The following is a 19484-nucleotide window of genomic DNA, read 5'->3' as shown; positions in this document are numbered from 1 at the left end:
CCCGTGCCTTCACACCCAACGGGAGGAGAACTGACATGCTACTGGATCATGCCAACCAGACTTTCGATCAGTGCATCAAATGCACCGTCTGTACCGCCTACTGCCCGGTGGCCAAGGCCAACCCGGCCTACCCCGGCCCCAAGCAGGCGGGCCCGGATGGGGAGCGGCTGCGCATCAAGAGCCCCGAGCTCTTTGACAGCGCCCTCAAGTACTGCACCAACTGCAAGCGCTGCGAAGTGGCCTGCCCGAGCGGGGTGCGCATCGGCGACATCATCGCCAAGGCCAAGCACCAGTACAGCGGCTTCAAACCGGGGATCCGCGAGTTCGTGCTCTCCCACACGGATCTGATGGGCAGCATGTCCACCCTGATGGCCCCGGTGGTCAACTTCACCACCGGCCTCAAGCCGATGAAGCAGGTGCTGGACAAGGCGCTGGGGGTCTCCTCCCACCGGGACCTGCCCAAATATTCACAAGGCACCTTCCGCGGCTGGTACAAGAAGCAGAAAACGACTCAGGCCCGCTTTGCGCGCCAGATCGCCTACTTCCACGGCTGCTATGTGAACTACAACCATCCGCAGCTTGGCAAGGAGCTGGTGCAGGTGCTCAATGCCATGAACATCGGTGTCCAGCTGCTTGCGCGGGAGAAGTGCTGCGGCGTGCCGCTGATTGCCAACGGCTTCATGGACAAGGCCAGGCAGCAGGCGGCCTTCAATATCCAGCAGCTGGAGAACACCCTGCTCGGCAACGAGATGCCGCTCTTGGCCACCTCTTCCACCTGCGGCTTCACCCTGCGGGACGAATATCCCCACCTGCTGGAGCAGGACAACCACAAGGTACGGGATCGCATCTCCCTGGTGACCCGCTTCCTGTGGAACGAGTTCGATCGGGGCAACAAACCGGCCATGAAGCCCCTCAATCTGCACATCGCCTACCACACCCCCTGCCACCTGGAGAAGATGGGGGGCGTCATCTACACCCTCGAACTGCTGCGGGCCATCCCCGGGGTCAAGGTGACGGTGCTGGACTCCCAGTGCTGCGGCATCGCCGGCACCTACGGCTTCAAGTCGGAGAACTACGACACCAGCCAGGCCATCGGTCAGGGGCTGTTTGATCAGATAAACCGGCTCAAACCCGATCTGGTCATCACCGACTGCGAGACCTGCAAGTGGCAGATCGAGATGAGCACGGCGTTTCGCTGCGAACACCCGGTGCACCTGCTGGCACGGGCGCTGGCCTGACCGCCATCCCCCCGGTCCGCCCATCATCACGGGCACCGGCTTGGAAGCGACACACCCCGGTCAATGCCTGCGCCCCCTCTGGCCGGCATTGACCGGGATCGGCGCGGCAAGGCCCTGACGCCGCCCGGGCAGCCCGATGGGAGGCCCGGGCGGCGAATTCCTTTGGTTGTTTGAACCACCCACACAGTGAAAAGCAGCAACAACACCCACTCTGTTAAAAACCATCTCCCATTACCACCACCAGGAAATATCAAGCCAGCATATTCAGCCAAAAAAAGAGCCGGCATTCGCCGGCTCTTTGCATCATCTCACCCCATCAGGGGTGCTGGATGATCAGGCTGTGCTGATCCAGCATGGATTGCAGGATGTCGTGAGAGGAGGAACCGCTCAGGTTCCAGCCACTCAGATCCACGTCCTTCAGGGTGATCTGCTGGGTGACATTGCCATCCCCCGCCGGGGAGACCGACAGGCTCACGTCACTCAGGCCATTGCCGGTGCTGGTCACCGATGCCTGGAGATGACCCAGCAGGCCATCCACGCTGTTGTCGGTCACCCCCTTGAGCAGGTCCGCCAGATCGATCCTGTCCCCCTCCTGGGGACGGAAGTCGGTGATGGTGTCTATCGCCGGAGAGGCCGTCGTCCCCTCGTCACCACTGCCCCACACGAAGAGATCGCTGCCGGCGCCACCGGTCAGGATGTCGTTGCCCTGACCGCCCCGCAGCACATCATCTCCCATGCCGCCCAGGAGGCGATCATTGCCGGAGGAGCCGAACAGCCAGTCCCCCTGATCCGAGCCCAGCAGATCGTGACCGCTCTGGCTGTGGATGGTGATGGTCTCCGTGGCCGAGCTCAGGGTGCTGCCACCCAGGCTGGATTCGGCACTCAGGGTGAGGGCATGATCCCCCGCCGGCAGATCCTTGAGGTAGATGGGCACGGACTGGTCCATCGGCAGCAACCAGTCGTTGCCATCCGCGTGGCCGACGCTCTGGCCGTGCTCGTCCACCACCTGGGCGCTGCCGAGGTTCTGGATCCGCACCGACAGCTCACCCGGGGCCGGATTGACCACGCTGGCGCTGAGGTTGAGCGGCACCCAGGCCCCTTGCAACGCAAGGATATCGTGGGTGCCGACCCCCAGTTGGGGATCGTCCGGCTCGGCCGTCACCTGGATGGCAATCTGGGCGCTGTCGGTCAGGACGCCACCGGCACCGGTATTGCCCTGATCCGAGGTGGTGATGCTCAGGTTGTCCAGACCCCAGAAGTCCCTGGCTGGCTCGTAGTGCAGGTTGCCTGCCAGCAGGCCGTTGAGATCATCGAGCGACCCGACCAGGGTCACCACGCTGGTCCCCGCCCCCTGCACCGAGACGGCGCCTGCCGCCCCCAGCAGGGTCAGCACACCGTGCTCCACCCGCAGCACCATGGAGATGGGGGCGCTGCCCGCATCCACGTCCTTCACGCTGATCCCGGTGAGCGACAGGGAGCCATCCTCTTTCACCTGCAATGAGCCCGGCACCTGAGTGACAGGGGCATCGTTGACCGGCTCGACCTCGATGGGCAGCACGTCGGTATCGCTCAGGGGACCACCGCTGCCGGTGTTGCCAAGATCATTGGTCACCATGGTCAGGGCATCCTGGCCATTGAAGTCCTGCTCGCCCTGATAGGTCACGCCCCCTGCGAGCAAGGCATTGATGGCATCCTGGGAACCGCTCAGCACCAGGGTGTTGCTGCCGCTGCCGCTCACCGTCACGCCACTGCCCGCCGCCAGTTCCAGGGTACCGTGCAGCACGGAGAGGGTGACAGAGAGGGGGCTGTTGCCCGCATCCACATCGCTCACCTGCAGCCCGTGAATGGTGAAGGGCTGATCTTCCTGCGCTACCTGAGGCGTCGTCGGCAGTTGGTTGACGGGGGCATCGTTGACCGGTTGTACCAGGATGGGCAGCACATCGGTGTCACTCAGGGCGCCACCGCTGCCGGTATTGCCCCGATCGTCCGTCACCATGGTCAAGGCGTCATTACCATGGAAGTCCGGGTCGCCCTGATAGGTGACGCCGCCCGAAAGCAGGGCATTGAGATCCGCCAGCGTGCCGGTCAGCACCACATCGCCGGTACCGTTGCCGGTCAGGGTCACGCCGCTCCCGGCCGGCAGGGTCAGGGTGCCGTGCTCCACCGAGAGGCGCACTTCCATGATGCCGTTGCCCGCATCCACGTCCTTGACCTGCAGACCCTGGATGACGAACGGCTCGTCCTCCTGGGCCACCTGGGGATCATCGGGCAGCACGTTGACGGGGGCGTCGTTGACCGGGCTCACATCGAGATGGATGGTGCCGTTCACTTCGGGGCCGAGGGCGCCGTTGTCCAGGCTCTGGGCCGTCACCTTGATCGCCATGGCGCCGTTGGCGTCGTTGGTCACGAGCTCCACCGCGTCGAGCTTGCCGCCGTCCGTGGTGACCTGCCAGCGGCCACCGCCGAGATCCACCACGGTGCCGCTCACCCCGCTCGGCAGGCGGATCTCTGCCCCGTCCGGCACCCCTTCCAGGATGACGCGCACCTGCTCGGGCCCGTTCTCGTGCACATTGCCGGCATTACCGCCGGTAGCCTGGGTATCCCGGGTCTCCACCCCCAGGTTCAGGGTGATCACATCCCCTTCGGTGCCGCTCGCCTGCTCCTGCATGTCGGTGATGACCGCATCCCCCACCGGATTGACGGTGACGGTGAAGCCCGCACTGGTTTCAAGGGGCAGGGTCAGCCCCTTGTCCAGGGTGAAGGCGCTCAGGGTCAGATCCAGGGTGCCGCTGAAGTCCGCAGGCGGGATCAGGGTCAGCTTGGAGAAGTCGGTGCCAACAGGCACCTGCCACACCCCGCCGCCGTTGTTGACCGCCGGGGCGGACAGGGTGAAGCCATCCGGCACCCCCTTGATCTGCAGCCCGACGATCTGCTCGGAGCCATCGTTGTCGATCAGGCTGGCCCCCAGCCCCCCCAGGCTCACGCTGCCATCTTCCTGGCCCGTGACGTTCTGGACCGTGAGGTTGGCCGGATCGTTGACCGGCAGCACCTCGAAGCTCACGTGGCCGCTCCAGCTCCCCCGATCCGTGCCCGTGGTGGCGGTATCAAGAATATCCACCGTCACCGCCAGCGGCACCTTGCCGCTGAAGTGCTCCTTGGGCACGAACACCAGATCCTTGAGATCCGCCGGGTCGTTCACCGTGAGGGTGGAGACCGGCTGGCCGTTCTTGTCGAGGAAGTGACCATATTGGGGATCCACGGTCACGACCACCCGCTCCACGGTCTCGAGACCGCCATCGGCCACCGAGGGGCTGATGTCAGCGAGCTTGACCGAAAGATCGAGATGAATGTCGGTGTCTTCCAGGTTGTCAGGCTGGCCGTCGCCGTTCACATCCTTCACGTTCAGTTGCAGCTCGGGCAGGCCGTCCGCCCCGCCGTTGATGTCCACCTCCGGGGTGATGGAGAGGGTGACGTCCTTCTCCACCATCTTGGTGTCACCGCTCACGGTGTCGGTGTTGACCAGGCGCACGTTGAAGTGCAGGCCGTCACCGGCATAGTCTTGCGGCAGGGTCAGGGTCAGCTTGTCGAGATCATCGAGGCCGCCCGGCAGCTTGATGAGGTACTCGCCGTTGACGAAGTCGAAGGTGAGCCCCTGCACGTTGACGCCCGGGGGCAGACCTGTGATGACGATGCTGAGCTCGTCGTCGCCGATGTCCGCCGTGCCCAGGGTCACCATGTCCTTGAACTGGCTGCCGAAGTTGACGCCCTGATCCTCCACCCCGGTGATGGGGGCGCTGTTGTCAAAATCGACATCGGCCGCCACCTGGCCCGAGTGGGTCGCAGCATGGAAGTCGGCGCTGGCGGTGATCTCCCGATAGGCCGGGGCGCTCACATCCCCCTCGTTGTTGTCGCCAAGGTCGATCACCCTGGCACTGACCTTGAAGGTGACGGTGCCGGTGAAGCCATCCGGCGAGCACAGGGCATAGTTGCCGAGGGCGTCGTGGGGCACCGTCCAGTTGCCCTTGCCATCGTTGATGCCGCCCACCACCACGAAGCCGGGAGGCAGATCGCTGATGACCAGGTAGTCGATGACCTCATCGCTGCTGGGATCCAGATCCTGGAACACGAAGACGCCGTCCAGCGGGATGGCGTGCCCGTCCGGGCTCTCCAGCTGGCCGGTCTGCACCAGGTTGCCATCGGGCTCGACCACCGCCTGGATATCCAGGTGCAGGGTGCCGTCGATCACCTTCTGGGCGGTTGCGCTGGAGTCCACATCCACTTGCGTCACCGTGACATGGCTCTGGAGGGTGGTGTCCCTGTCGCTGTCTTCGGGCCCTTTCACCAGCAGCTGGCCGCCGTTTAACAGGCTGTCGAGCTGGCTCGGGGTCAGATCCACGGCGCCGCCGGTGACCGTCAGCTGGGTATCCACGCCCCCGACCCGGATCCAGACTTCATACCCGGGTTCGATACCGGAGAGGCCGAGGTGGGTCACCTGCTCGGCGCCGTCGGTCAGATCCGGCTGCCAGTCCAGCACGGTGAACTGATCCTCCAGGCCATGGCTGGTCCTGGCATAGTCGGTGGCGTCGATGGCCGGCTCCACCTTGATGGTGAGGGGCACGTCGAAGCTCTTGTGGTCGCCGTCATTCTCGGTCACCACCACGTGGCCGACCAGGTGCAGATCGGCGGTGCTGTTGGGGGGCGGCTGGATCTGCAGGTTGCCGAGGCTGGAGACATCCACCTGATAGAGGGGATTGCCCTTGCCATCGAGTCCGGCGAAGGTGAGGGTCAGCTCCTTGCCATTGCCGTCGAACACCCTGGCCCCTTCCGGCAGCCCTTCCAGCACCAGGTTGAGGGTTTCCGAGTGATCGAGCGGGGTGTCGGTCCACTCCCCCGAGGTGAGCTTGAAGTCAAGGGGAGCCCGGCCATCCTCCTGGATGGTGATGCTGTAGCCGTTGCCATCCTGGGTCCAGTCGCTGGTATTGAGATCGAAATGGGGTTCGTCCACCACCCCCACCAGATCCACGTGCAGGCTCTGGCTGCCGGTCTCCTTCTCGTTCACCACTGTGTGGGTCTGGCCGTTGGCATCGGTCAGGATGGCGGTGTCCTTCACCACCCCCTTGATGGTGAGATCGAAGTCGACGTTGCTGTTTTTGGGCGGCTGCAGCTTGAGGTCATTGATGCGGTCATAGGGCACCTCGTAATAGCCGTTGGCATCCAGGGTGACCGCCACCCCACCCAGCAGCAGGGTGGCGCCGGCGGGCAGGCCGCTGATGCGCACGAACAGCTGCTCGGAGCCATCTGTGGTGTCTCCCAGATGGGCGAGCCCTATCTTGCTGCCCAGATCGATCAGGGTGTCTTCCTTGCCCTGGATCTCGCGCACGGTGAGCTTGGCGTCATCCGCCTGCGGGTTGACGTTGATCACCAGATCCAGGGGATCCCCGAGCGCCTTGTTCTGGCCGCTGACCACAGGGCTCTTCTCCGTGCTCACCGGGGTCACGATGAGCCTGATGTCACCGCTGTAGTCCTTGCCGGGCACCACGGTGATCTTGTTGATATCCCCTGCCGTCACCGCGTAGAGGCCGTTGCTACCCGGTTGGAGTACCTTGCCGTTCAGGGTCAGCGTGCCCTGGCCGGACGCCCATTTGATCTGGTAGCTCAGGGTCTCGGAGCCGTCCGTATCGGTGAGACCCGCCTTGACGTTGAGGGCGATGCCGCTGCTGTCCTCGTCCGTGGTGTAGTGCTGGTGCGTGCTGCCCGCATCCCACAGGGGTTTGTCGGCAATGCCCTGCACCGTGATGTCCAGATTGCCGGTCAGCACCGGGGGCTTGCTCCCCTCGGTGACCCCCACCTGCAACTGCACCGGGAAGTGCAGCGCAGCACCTCCGTTGTTGTAGCTCGAGTAGTCGTGGTTTGGCACAAAAGTGACACCGGTGAGCTGGAACTTGTCATCGGTGTTGGCCACCGCCACCATGGCCGCGGGCGGCACCTCATACCAGGTCTTGCCCCCCTGGGTGATGGTGGTCAGTGCGACGCCGTTGAAATAGAAGGTGCCCTGGGCGTTGGCTGGCGCCTGGATAAGCAACTGCTCCACATGCTCGCCCCGATCGAAATCCCCCACATCCAGGTTCATGGTGATGGGGATCCCCTGGCCCGGATCGCTCGCCCCCGCATCCTCCTGGCCGGTGACTGCGCTCACGGTGAGCTTGCCAGCCTCGTCCCGGATGGTCAGGGTCAGAAGACCGTCGTCGGTATCTCCGTCGCCATCCACCAGGTGGAAGCCTATCTGCTGTACCAGGGTGCTGTTGCTGTGATCGATGCCCGATTTGGCGGTGAAGCTGTAGTCACCCTCGGCATTGATCACCAGGGTGCCGATGATCTGCCCCGTGCCGTCTGTCACCGAGATGGTGGTGTTGCCCGTGGCGGTGATGGGGTGCTCGGTGCCATTGATGGTCACCGCTCTCACCACCGCATCATCCGCCCCCTCGCTGGCAGTGGCCAGCAGATCGCCGGTCACTTTCGCCCCTTCATTCAGGGTCTTGCTCGCGTCCACGGCCACGGGTACGTCATCCTGCACGCTCACATGGCCGATCACTTCGGCGCTCAGATCCCCGTCACTGTCCCGTGCCTGCAAGGGCAGCTGGATATCCAGCAGATCCTTGCCCTGGACGCTGTGATCCAGGTTGCCGGTCAGCTCGAAGGTGTAGCGGCCGGACACATCCAGGGTCAGCTTGAAGATGAGCTTGCCTGCGCTGTCCTTGCCAAGGTAGACACCCGGCTGGCTGTCTGCCCCTATGGTGACCGCCTTGCCCCCCGACGTCAGGGTATTGAGGGCGTTGAAGCGGGCTACATCCAGTTGCAGGGAAACCACCCGGTCACTCCCGGCGGCGATCGTCACCTGGCCGATGGCAACCTCTCCCGTGCCTGACGGGCTGGTGCCCCCATGCTGGCCACTGCCCCCGTTGAGGTCCGACTCCTTGACGGTCACCCCCTCGATGGCGGTGATCACGGGATCCGCCGCATCGGTGATCACCGCCGTGGTGCTGCCGGTGATCACACTGCCGTCGCTGTCGGTCACCTTGACCGGCAGGCTCAGGTTGAGCTTGTCATCCGCCCCGTGATCCAGGTTGGTGTGTACCGTCACCTGGTAATCGAGGGTTGCCTGGGTGTGGGCTTCGATGCGCCCCGGCACGCTCGGCAGGGTCACCGTCAGCACCAGGGTGCCGCTCGCAGTCACTGCCTGGAAGCTGTGGCCGTTGCTGCCCGCCACCTCTTGCCAGGTGATGGTCTCGCCATTGTGGGTGATGGCCTTGCCACTCCCATCCACGACTTGGCCCGAGAGGGTCAGCCGCACGTCCACCACGGGATCGGAGTCCGCCGTGATGGTCAGGGTGCCGCTGGCATGCTGATCATCGCCGGTCTGGTTGTTGGCGGCGCCATCGAAGCGCCCTTCACTCACCGTCACACCGGTCAGGCTGAGGGTCGGTTTGTCCCCTTCCGAAATGCGGATGTTGAGGGTGCCCGTGGTGCTGTCGTTGTTGCCGCTGCCCTTGTCGCTGTCGACGATGTTGAGCTTGAACGGCAGGTCGGTCGCAGTGCCACCGCTCTGGTGAACCCCCTGATAGAGGGTCACCTTGTAGTCAAAACCGTTGCTGGCGGCGTTGTCCAGCTTGCCCACCAGTTCGACCTGAAGCACCTCGACGCGCTGGCCATTGACTTCCACATAGCCTTTCAGCACCTGATTGCCCGGGATGCTGGCATCGCCGTCGACCAGCTCGTATTTGACGCTCTGGCCCAACGCGGTCAGGGCCGGCTGCTCGCTGATGTCGGCAAACGACACCTCGCTCACCCGATCCGAACCCGCATTGACCTGGAAGTGGCCAGTGCCGGTCAGGGTGTTGCTGCCGTCGAGCCCACGCTCATCCAGGCTCACCCCGCTGCCCGCCACGAAGTGCGGCGCATGGCCATCCTTGATGGTGAGCGGCAAGTCGGTGGAGACCCTGTCTCCGTCTTTGTCGGTCAGGGTGACGGTGAGCGGCAGGTCGAGGGATTCGCTGCCCTGGTGATCCAGCTCGGCCCCCAGGGTCACCTTGGCGGTGACGCTCCAGTTGCCGTTGCTCTCCACCAAATCCAGCTCGGCCCGCAGCACCTCGCGGCCGTCGGCGCTGGTGCCCACCAGTTCGCCGTTGGCGTCCAGGGTGAAGGTAACCAGGCTGCCGTGGCTGCTGTACTTGCCATCCAGGCTCTGCTGAATGGCGGCGATATCGAATTTGAGGCTGCTCGTATCGAGCGCATCAGCCCCGTGGCTCACGGTGAAGCTCATGTGGCTCACCACATCCTTCGCCCCCTGGTTCGCCTCCGTCATCTCGGTGCCGGTCACGGCGCTGATGACCGGATTGGCCCCGTCGCTGATGGCAACGCTCAGGGTGGAGGAGACTTTATCTCCGTCACTGTCGGTCAGGGTGAAGCCCACCTTGAGCAGACTGTCTGCACTCCCCTGATCCAGCGGCTGGTTCAGGGTGAAGACGTAGTGACCGTTCTGATCCAGCGTCAACGTGAAGACGTTCTGGCCGTTGACGGCGCCGCTGATGCTGTTGCCGCTGATGGTGATGACCACGGGCTGGCCGCCGCTGGTGAGCCCCTGCAGGCCGGGCTGGCTGGCATCGAATGCGATGTTGACCAGAGGGTCGGCCCCCGCAGTGATGGCCAGGTCCCCGGTGAGGGTCTGGGCCGCGCTCCAGTCGCTGTCCTCCACCAGGGTGAGGGAGACGGGGTCGACCTGGGGCAGCACGCCGTCGGTGATATGAATATTGAGGGTGCCAAGGTTGCTCTTGTCCCCGTCAAAGTCGGTGCCTTGCACCTGCAGCCCCAGGTTGACGCTGTTGGTGCTGACCGATTGATCCAGCACGCCGTCGAGCACCACCTGGTACTTGCCATCCAGCCCCAGGGTCACGGTCAGAATGGTCTTGCCGCCCGCATCCAGCAGGGTGATGACATTGCCGTTGACCTGATAGTGGGTCGGCTGGCCGCCGCTGGTGAGGCCATTCAGGCCGGGCTGGTTCGCCTCGAAGTTGAGCGACACCAGGCGATCGCTGCCCACGCTCACCGGCAACTGGCCATCCAGGGTCTGGCCAGAGGCCCCTTCCTGCAAGGTGACCCCGCTGTCGTTGCCAAGGTGAGGATCAGCGGCATCGGTGATCACCGCCGTGGTGCTGCCGATGATCACACTGCCGTCGCTGTCGGTCACCTTGACCGGCAGGCTCAGGTTGAGCTTGTCGTCAGCCCCGTGATCCAGGTTGGTGTGTACCGTCACCTGGTAATCGAGGGTTGCCTGGGTGTGGGCTTCGATGCGCCCCGGCACGCTCGGCAGGGTCACCGTCAGCACCAGGGTGCCGCTCGCAGTCACTGCCTGGAAGCCGTGGCCGTTGCTGCCCGCCACCTCTTGCCAGGTGAGGGTCTCGCCGTTGTGGGTGATGGCCTTGCCACTCCCATCCACGACTTGGCCCGAGAGGGTCAGCCGCACGTCCACCACGGGATCGGAGTCCGCCGTGATGGTCAGGGTGCCGGTGGCATGCTGATCATCGCTGGTCTGGTTGTTGGCGGCACCGTCGAAGCGCCCTTCACTCACCGTCACGCCGGTCAGGGTGAGGGTCGGTTTGGCCCCTTCCGAAATGCGGATGTTGAGGGTACCCGTGGTGCTGTCGTTGTTGCCGCTGCCCTTGTCGCTGTCGACGATGTTGAGCTTGAACGGCAGGTCGGTGGCGTTGCCACCGCTCTGGTGAACTCCCTCGAACAGGGTCACCTTGTAGTCAAAACCGTTGCTGGCGGCGTTGTCCAGCTTGCCCACCAGTTCGACCTGAAGCACCTCGACGCGCTGGCCATTGACTTCCACATAGCCCTTCAGGACCTGGTTGCCCGGGATGCTGGCATCGCCGTCGACCAGCTCGTATTTGACGCTCTGCCCCAACGCGGTCAGGGCCGGCTGCTCGCTGATGTCGGCAAACGACACCTCGCTCACCCGATCCGAGCCCGCATTGACCAGGAAGTGGCCAGTGCCGGTCAGAGTATTGCTGCCGTCGAGCCCACGCTCATCGAGGCTCACTCCGCTGCCCGCCACGAAGTGCGGTGCATGGCCATCCTTGATGGTGAGCGGCAAGTCGGTGGAGACCCTGTCTCCGTCCTTGTCGGTCAGGGTGACGGTGAGCGGCAGGTCGAGGGATTCGCTTCCCTGGTGATCCAGCTCGGCCCCCAGGGTCACCTTGGCGGTGACGCTCCAGTTGCCGTTGTTCTCAACGAGGCTCAGCTCGGCCCGCAGCACTTCGCGGCCGTCCGCGCTGGTCCCCACCAGCTCGCCGTTGGCGTCCAGGGTGAAGGTAACCGGGCTGCCGTGGCTGCTGTACTTGCCATCCAGGCTCTGCTGAATGGCCGCAATATCGAACTTCAGACTGCTCGCATCGAGCGCGTCCGAGCCGTGGCTGACGGTAAAGCTCATATGGCCCACCACGGCGGCATCGCCCTGATTGGCCTCGGTCAGGCTGGTGCCGGTCACGGCGTTGATCACCGGGTTGGCGCCGTCGCCGATGGCAACGCTCAGGGTGGAGGGAACGGTGTCGCCGTCGCTGTCGGTCAAGGTGAAGCCCGCCTTGAGCAGACTGTCTGCACTCCCCTGATCCAGCGGCTGGTTCAGGGTGAAGACGTAGTGACCAGCTTGATCCAGGGTCAGGGTAAAGACGTTCTGGCCGTTGACCGCGCCGCTGATGCTGTTGCCGCTGACACTGATGACCACGGGTTGACCGCCGCTGGTGAGGCCCTGCAGGCCGGGCTGGCTGGCATCGAAGCCGATGTTGGCCACAGGATCCGTGCCGGCGGTGATATTGAGATCCCCACTGAGGGTCTGGGCGGCGCTCCAGTCGCTGTCTTCCACCAGAGTGAGGGAGACGGGATCGACCTGGGGCAGCACGCCGTCGGTGATATGAATATTGAGGGTGCCAAGGTTGCTCTTGTCCCCGTCAAAATCGGTGCCTTGCACCTGCAACCCCAGGTTGACGCTGTTGGTGCTGACCGGTTGATCCAGCACGCCGTCGAGCACCACCTGGTACTTGCCATCCAGCCCCAGGGTCACGGTCAGAATGGTCTTGCCGCCCGCATCCAGCAGGGTGATGACGTTGCCGTTGACCTGATAGTGGGTCGGCTGGCCGCCGCTGGTGAGGCCATTCAGGCCAGGCTGGTTGGCCTCGAAGTTCAGCGACACCAGGCGATCGCTGCCCACATTGACCGGCAGTTGACCGTCCAGGCTCTGGCTGGCCCCGCCCTCCTGCAGGCTGATGCCGGCGTCGTTGCCAAGATGAGGATCGGCGGCATCGGTGATCACCACAGTGGTGCTGCCGGTGATCACCGAGCCGTCGCTGTCGGTCACCTTGACCGGCAAATTCAGGCTCAGGTTATCACTCACCCCATGATCCAGGTTGGTGTGTACCGTCACCTGGTAATCGAGGGTCGCCTGGGTGTGAGCTTCGATGCGGCCCGGTACGTTCGGCAGGGTTATTGTAAGCACCAGGGTGCCGCTCGCGGTCAGAGCCTGGAAGCCGTGGCCGTTGCTGCCCGGCACCTCCTGCCAGGTGAGCGCCTCGCCGTTGTGAGTGATGGCCTTGCCGCTCGTATCCAGCACCTGACCACTCAGGGTCAGCCGCACGTCCACCACGGGATCGGAATCCGCGGTGATGGTGAGGGTACCGCCGGCCTGCTGGTCGTCCGCCGTCTGGTTGTTGGCGGCGCCATCGAAGCGCCCTTCACTCACCGTCACACCGGTCAGGGTGAGGGTCGGGGTGGCCCCTTCCGAAATGCGGATGTTGAGGGTGCCCGTGGTGCTGTCGTTGTTGCCGCTGCCCTTGTCGCTGTCGACGATGTTGAGCTTGAACGGCAGGTCGGTGGCGTTACCGCCGCTCTGGTGAACCCCCTGATAGAGGGTCACCTTGTAGTCAAAGCCGTTGCTGGCAGCGTTGTCCAGCTTGCCCACCAGTTCGACCTGAAGCACCTCGACGCGCTGGCCATTGATTTCTACGTAGCCCTTCAGCACCTGGTTGCCCGGGATGCTGGCATCGCCGTCCACCAGTTCGTATTTCACGCTCTGGCCCAGGGCGGTCAGCGCTGGTTGCTCGCTGATGTCGGCAAACGACACCTCGCTCACCCGATCCGAACCCGCATTGACCTGGAAGTGGCCGGTGCCGGTCAGAGTATTGCTGCCGTCGAGCCCACGCTCATCCAGGCTCACCCCGCTGCCCGCCACGAAACCTGGCGCATGGCCGTCCTTGATGGTGAGCGGCAAGTCGGTGGAGACCCTGTCACCATCCTTGTCGGTCAGGGTGACGGTGAGCGGCAGGTCGAGGGATTCGCTGCCCTGGTGATCCAGCTCGGCCCCCAGGGTCACCTTGGCGGTGACGCTCCAGTTGCCGTTGTTCTCAACGAGGCTCAGCTCGGCCCGCAGTACCTCGCGGCCGTCCGCGCTGGTCCCCACCAGCTCGCCGCTGGCATCCAGGGTGAAGGTGACCGGGCTGCCATGGCTGCTGTACTTGCCATCCAGGCTCTGCTGAATGGCGGCGATATCGAATTTGAGGCTGCTCGTATCGAGCGCATCAGCCCCGTGGCTCACGGTGAAGCTCATGTGGCTCACCACATCCTTCGCCCCCTGGTTCGCCTCCGTCATCTCGGTGCCGGTCACGGCGCTGATGACCGGATTGGCCCCGTCGCCGATGGCCACGCTCAGGGTGGAGGAGACTTTATCTCCGTCACTGTCGGTCAGGGTAAAGCCCGCCTTGAGCAGACTGTCTGCACTCCCCTGATCCAGCGGCTGGTTCAGGGTGAAGACGTAGTGACCGTTCTGATCCAGCGTCAACGTGAAGACGTTCTGGCCGTTGACGGTGCCGCTGATGCTGTTGCCGCTGACACTGATGACCACGGGCTGGCCGCCGCTGGTGAGCCCCTGCAGGCCGGGCTGGCTGGCATCGAATGCGATGTTGACCAGAGGGTCGGCCCCGGCGGTGATGGCCAGATCCCCGGTGAGGGTCTGGGCCGTGCTCCAGTCGCTGTCCTCCACCAGGGTGAGGGAGACGGGGTCGACCTGGGGCAGCACGCCGTCGGTGATATGAATATTGAGGGTGCCAAGGTTGCTCTTGTCCCCGTCAAAATCGGTGCCTTGCACCTGCAACCCCAGGTTGACGCTGTTGGTGCTGACCGGTTGATCCAGCACGCCGTCGAGCACCACCTGGTACTTGCCATCCAGCCCCAGGGTCACGGTCAGAATGGTCTTGCCGCCCGCATCCAGCAGGGTGATGACGTTGCCGTTGACCTGATAGTGGGTCGGCTGGCCGCCGCTGGTGAGGCCATTCAGGCCGGGCTGGTTCGCCTCGAAGTTGAGCGACACCAGGCGATCGCTGCCCACGCTCACCGGCAACTGGCCATCCAGGGTCTGGCCTGAGGCCCCTTCCTGCAAGGTGACCCCGCTGTCGATGCCAAGGTGAGGGTCGGCGGCATCGATGATCACCGCCGTGGTGCTGCCGGTGATCACACTGCCGTCGCTGTCGGTCACCTTCACCGGCAGGCTCAGGTTGAGCTTGTCATCCGCCCCGTGATCCAGGTTGGTGTGTACCGTCACCTGGTAATCGAGGGTTGCCTGGGTGTGGGCTTCGATGCGCCCCGGCACGCTCGGCAGGGTCACCGTCAGCACCAGGGTGCCGCTCGCAGTCACTGCCTGGAAACCGTGGCCATTGCTGCCCGCCACCTCTTGCCAGGTGAGGGTCTCACCGTTGTGGGTGATGGCCTTGCCACTCCCATCCACGACTTGGCCCGAGAGGGTCAGCCGCACGTCCACCACGGGATCGGAGTCCGCCGTGATGGTCAGGGTGCCGGTGGCATGCTGATCATCGCCGGTCTGGTTGTTGGCGGCGCCATCGAAGCGCCCTTCACTCACCGTCACACCGGTCAGGCTGAGGGTCGGTTTGTCCCCTTCCGAAATGCGGATGTTGAGGGTGCCCGTGGTGCTGTCGTTGTTGCCGCTGCCCTTGTCGCTGTCGACGATGCTGAGCTTGAACGGCAGGTCGGTCGCAGTGCCACCGCTCTGGTGAACCCCCTGATAGAGGGTCACCTTGTAGTCAAAACCGTTGCTGGCGGCGTTGTCCAGCTTGCCCACCAGTTCGACCTGAAGCACCTCGACGCGCTGGCCATTGACTTCCACATAGCCTTTCAGCACCTGATTGCCCGGGATGCTGGCATCGCCGTCGACCAGCTCGTATTTGACGCTCTGGCCCAGGGCGGTCAGGGCCGGCTGCTCGCTGATGTCGGCAAACGACACCTCGCTCACCCGATCCGAACCCGCATTGACCTGGAAGTGGCCGGTGCCGGTCAGAGTATTGCTGCCGTCGAGCCCACGCTCATCCAGGCTCACCCCGCTGCCCGCCACGAAACCTGGCGCATGGCCGTCCTTGATGGTGAGCGGCAAGTCGGTGGAGACCCTGTCACCATCCTTGTCGGTCAGGGTGACGGTGAGCGGCAGGTCGAGGGATTCGCTGCCCTGGTGATCCAGCTCGGCCCCCAGGGTCACCTTGGCGGTGACGCTCCAGTTGCCGTTGTTCTCAACGAGGCTCAGCTCGGCCCGCAGTACCTCGCGGCCGTCCGCGCTGGTCCCCACCAGCTCGCCGCTGGCATCCAGGGTGAAGGTGACCGGGCTGCCATGGCTGCTGTACTTGCCATCCAGGCTCTGCTGAATGGCGGCGATATCGAATTTGAGGCTGCTCGTATCGAGCGCATCAGCCCCGTGGCTCACGGTGAAGCTCATGTGGCTCACCACATCCTTCGCCCCCTGGTTCGCCTCCGTCATCTCGGTGCCGGTCACGGCGCTGATGACCGGATTGGCCCCGTCGCCGATGGCCACGCTCAGGGTGGAGGAGACTTTATCTCCGTCACTGTCGGTCAGGGTAAAGCCCGCCTTGAGCAGACTGTCTGCACTCCCCTGATCCAGCGGCTGGTTCAGGGTGAAGACGTAGTGACCGTTCTGATCCAGCGTCAACGTGAAGACGTTCTGGCCGTTGACGGTGCCGCTGATGCTGTTGCCGCTGACACTGATGACCACGGGCTGGCCGCCGCTGGTGAGCCCCTGCAGGCCGGGCTGGCTGGCATCGAATGCGATGTTGACCAGAGGGTCGGCCCCGGCGGTGATGGCCAGATCCCCGGTGAGGGTCTGGGCCGTGCTCCAGTCGCTGTCCTCCACCAGGGTGAGGGAGACGGGGTCGACCTGGGGCAGCACGCCGTCGGTGATATGAATATTGAGGGTGCCAAGGTTGCTCTTGTCCCCGTCAAAATCGGTGCCTTGCACCTGCAACCCCAGGTTGACGCTGTTGGTGCTGACCGGTTGATCCAGCACGCCGTCGAGCACCACCTGGTACTTGCCATCCAGCCCCAGGGTCACGGTCAGAATGGTCTTGCCGCCCGCATCCAGCAGGGTGATGACGTTGCCGTTGACCTGATAGTGGGTCGGCTGGCCGCCGCTGGTGAGGCCATTCAGGCCGGGCTGGTTCGCCTCGAAGTTGAGCGACACCAGGCGATCGCTGCCCAAGCTCACCGGCAACTGGCCATCCAGGGTCTGGCCTGAGGCCCCTTCCTGCAAGGTGACCCCGCTGTCGATGCCAAGGCGGGGATCCACACCGTCACTGATGGAGACAACCAGGTCGGCGCGGGTCTCGTCGCCATCTATCTCCTTGGCGGAAACGGTGAGCCCGAGGGAGAGCTGGTCGCTGCCCTGATGGTCCAGAGGCCCATTGAGGGAGACGGTGACATTGCCGTCGATATCACTGCCATGTTGGCTGGCGGTCAGCTCGGCCTTCAGCACCTCGACCCGCTTGCCATTGCCATCCAGGTAATAACCCGTCAGCAGGCGATCACCGGTGAATTCGAAGGTCAAGGCGTGGCCGTCGCTGCTGATGCCGCTGCCGTTGAGACGGGCCAGGGTTGCACTCTGATCCGCGAAGACGGCACTTGTTGCCACCAAGGGATCGGACTGATGGCCCACCACGAACTGGCTCTGTCCCACCACCGCCGCCGGATTGGTGAAATCATCCTCCGTGAGGCTGATGGGGGCGATGGTGAAGTCCGGCGGTGTGCTGTCCACCAGGTTGACGGTGAGATTGGCGCTCACAAGATCCCCGTCGCTGTCGCGGTACTCCAGGGCAAAGGGCAGGCTCAGGCTATCCTGGCCGTGATCCAGGCTCTGGTTCCAGACGATGCGATAGCTGCCGTCGTTGGCCAGGGTCAGGGTGAAGACGGTCACGCCCCCTGCGCTGGCGGTGAGAGTCTGGCCGCTGACCTGGTAGGCGAGCGCCGTCCCGTGGCTGGTCAAGCCAAGCTGATTGAGGGCACCTTGATCGGCGGCAAAACTCACCTGCAGGTTGCCATCAAGCCCGGCTCCGGTGTGCAGGGATCCGGCGGCACTCACCGGCCCCTTGGCGAGATCCGCCTCGGAGAGGGTCAGGGTATCGCTCTGACCGATGAGAGGAGCCCCGTCGATCACCCGGTTGCCCGCCAGATCCGTCACCTCGGCGCGTACCTCGTAGGGGCCCTGGATGCTGGAGAGATCCAGGCCTCCCAGTTGCCAGCGGCCGTCACTGCCCACCAGGGCACTGCCGCTGAAGAGGGTCTGGCCATTCTGGCCAACCAGGGTGATGGTCACCCGCTGCCCCGCCTCCACGTCCGTGGTACTGCCGCTCAGGGTGACCTTGTCATGGCCGAGAATGCTGTCGGTATCGAGATCGTCGATGTCGATGGCGGCACGGGTATCCACCGTCACCGTCAGGGTGTCACTGGCCCGGTTGCCCGCGATGTCCACCGCATCGACGCGAAAATCATGGGGGCCATCGGCCAGGGTATCGGGGATCTGATATTGCCAGTTGCCGTTGCCATCCACGGTGAGCACGGCCATCACCTTGCCTTCCAGGGTCAGGGTAACGGTAGCGCCAGGCTCCCCCTTCCCTTGCAGAAGTGGTGTGGTGTCGCGGGTCAGATCATCGGTCTGGCTGGTGCCGGTGTCGCTCTCGTCCGCCAAATCCAGGGTAATGGTGGTGATGGTGTCGAGCAGGGTCTGGCCGGTGTCGCTGGCCCGGTTGCCGGCTGCATCTTGGGTATCGGCCTGGATGGTCAGGGGGCCGTCCACCAGCTTGCCGGTGACGTCGCCGAAGTTTGCCTCCCAGACGAAGCCGGGCAGCACCACTGTGGTGGTGGTCAGGCGATTGCCATCCTGGTCTATCAGGGTGACGGTGACGGTCTGGCCGACTTCCACGTCCTCGACAAAGCCGCGAATGATGACGCCGGTCGCCTCGTCGGCATTGATGATGTTGTCGTCGGTCTGGGGTTCTGTGATGGTGATGGCTGCCAGCAGATCCTGATCTTCGGCATAGAGCAACTCGTCGCCCGGCTGGCGCGCCTCATGGCCGGTGTCAAATCCCGCCTCGGCCAGGGTCGCATCATTGATACGATCCACCACCACGAAACCGCCGGCGCTGGAGCCGGCCACACCGCCAACCGTAGCGGCCGCCGCGTTACCGGCCGCCGTCTCTTCAAACAATTTGGTCGGGTCTGCCCCCTGGAGGATCGCCTCCTGGAGGCTCGCCAGCTCGGCATCGGCACCGGCGGGCAGTGCCGCCTCGGGCTGGGTGGGCTCGGGGCGTTCGCTGCCAGCCTCCGCCAGCTCCACCTGTCCGTCGGATTCGGTGAGCAGGCGCATCCCGGGCTCCAGTTGCATGCCAGGGGTGGCACGGCGCAAAGAGCCGTCCGCATCCATCACAAACACGGCGCCCTCCACCTTGGCAATAAGAGTCGGTTTATCGATTCGCAGCTCGGCCATATATCCTCCAACGGGTAAACACAGACTTCCCAGCACATGAAGCGTAAAGGGAAAGTCTCCGTGACAGGCGGCTATTTTACCGTCAATCACCCCCTATAACCCTTCGTCATTTTCGAAAATATCGAAAGTAAATGCCGCCAACCGTCCTATTAAATTCAATAAGACGCTATCAGGCCGCGAATATGCTGGAATAAAGCCCTTATTTTCCCTTTCATAAAAACAGATGGCTCTCTTGGCACCCATTTCTACGACAGCTTCTGTCACAAAGTCCCTTGACAGGGACCATGGTGATGGAAAACCGAAGCCTCCCCTTCACCCCTTCGCAAGCTTAATATTGAATTTAAATTCAACATCAGCAGTTT

Annotated in this window: 2 protein-coding genes; one reads left to right on the top strand and one right to left on the bottom strand. The window is 63.9% G+C overall.

Annotated features, from left to right (window positions below):
• Nucleotides 1–35 precede the first annotated feature (35 nt).
• Nucleotides 36–1238: an anaerobic glycerol-3-phosphate dehydrogenase subunit GlpC gene (glpC, locus tag C2U30_RS01770; RefSeq protein WP_010674925.1), complete on the top strand. Its 1203-nt coding sequence runs from the start codon at nt 36–38 to the stop codon at nt 1236–1238.
• 316 nt (nt 1239–1554) lie between these two features.
• Here glpC and C2U30_RS22565 read toward each other — a convergent pair whose 3' ends face one another.
• Nucleotides 1555–19122: a retention module-containing protein gene (locus C2U30_RS22565; RefSeq protein ID WP_158654769.1), complete on the bottom strand. Its 17568-nt coding sequence runs from the start codon at nt 19120–19122 to the stop codon at nt 1555–1557.
• Nucleotides 19123–19484: the final 362 nt, after the last annotated feature.

Origin of the sequence: Aeromonas sp. ASNIH5 (assembly GCF_002902865.1) — a bacterium.
In the GTDB taxonomy this organism is placed as follows: domain Bacteria; phylum Pseudomonadota; class Gammaproteobacteria; order Enterobacterales; family Aeromonadaceae; genus Aeromonas; species Aeromonas caviae.
This window is presented reverse-complemented; position numbering and strand designations above follow the sequence as displayed.

Coding starts and splice junctions, on each gene's coding strand:
- glpC (WP_010674925.1), top strand. CDS start 36: ATGCTACTGGATCATGCCAACCAGACTTTCGATCAGTGCATCAAATGC.
- C2U30_RS22565 (WP_158654769.1), bottom strand. CDS start 19,122: ATGGCCGAGCTGCGAATCGATAAACCGACTCTTATTGCCAAGGTGGAG.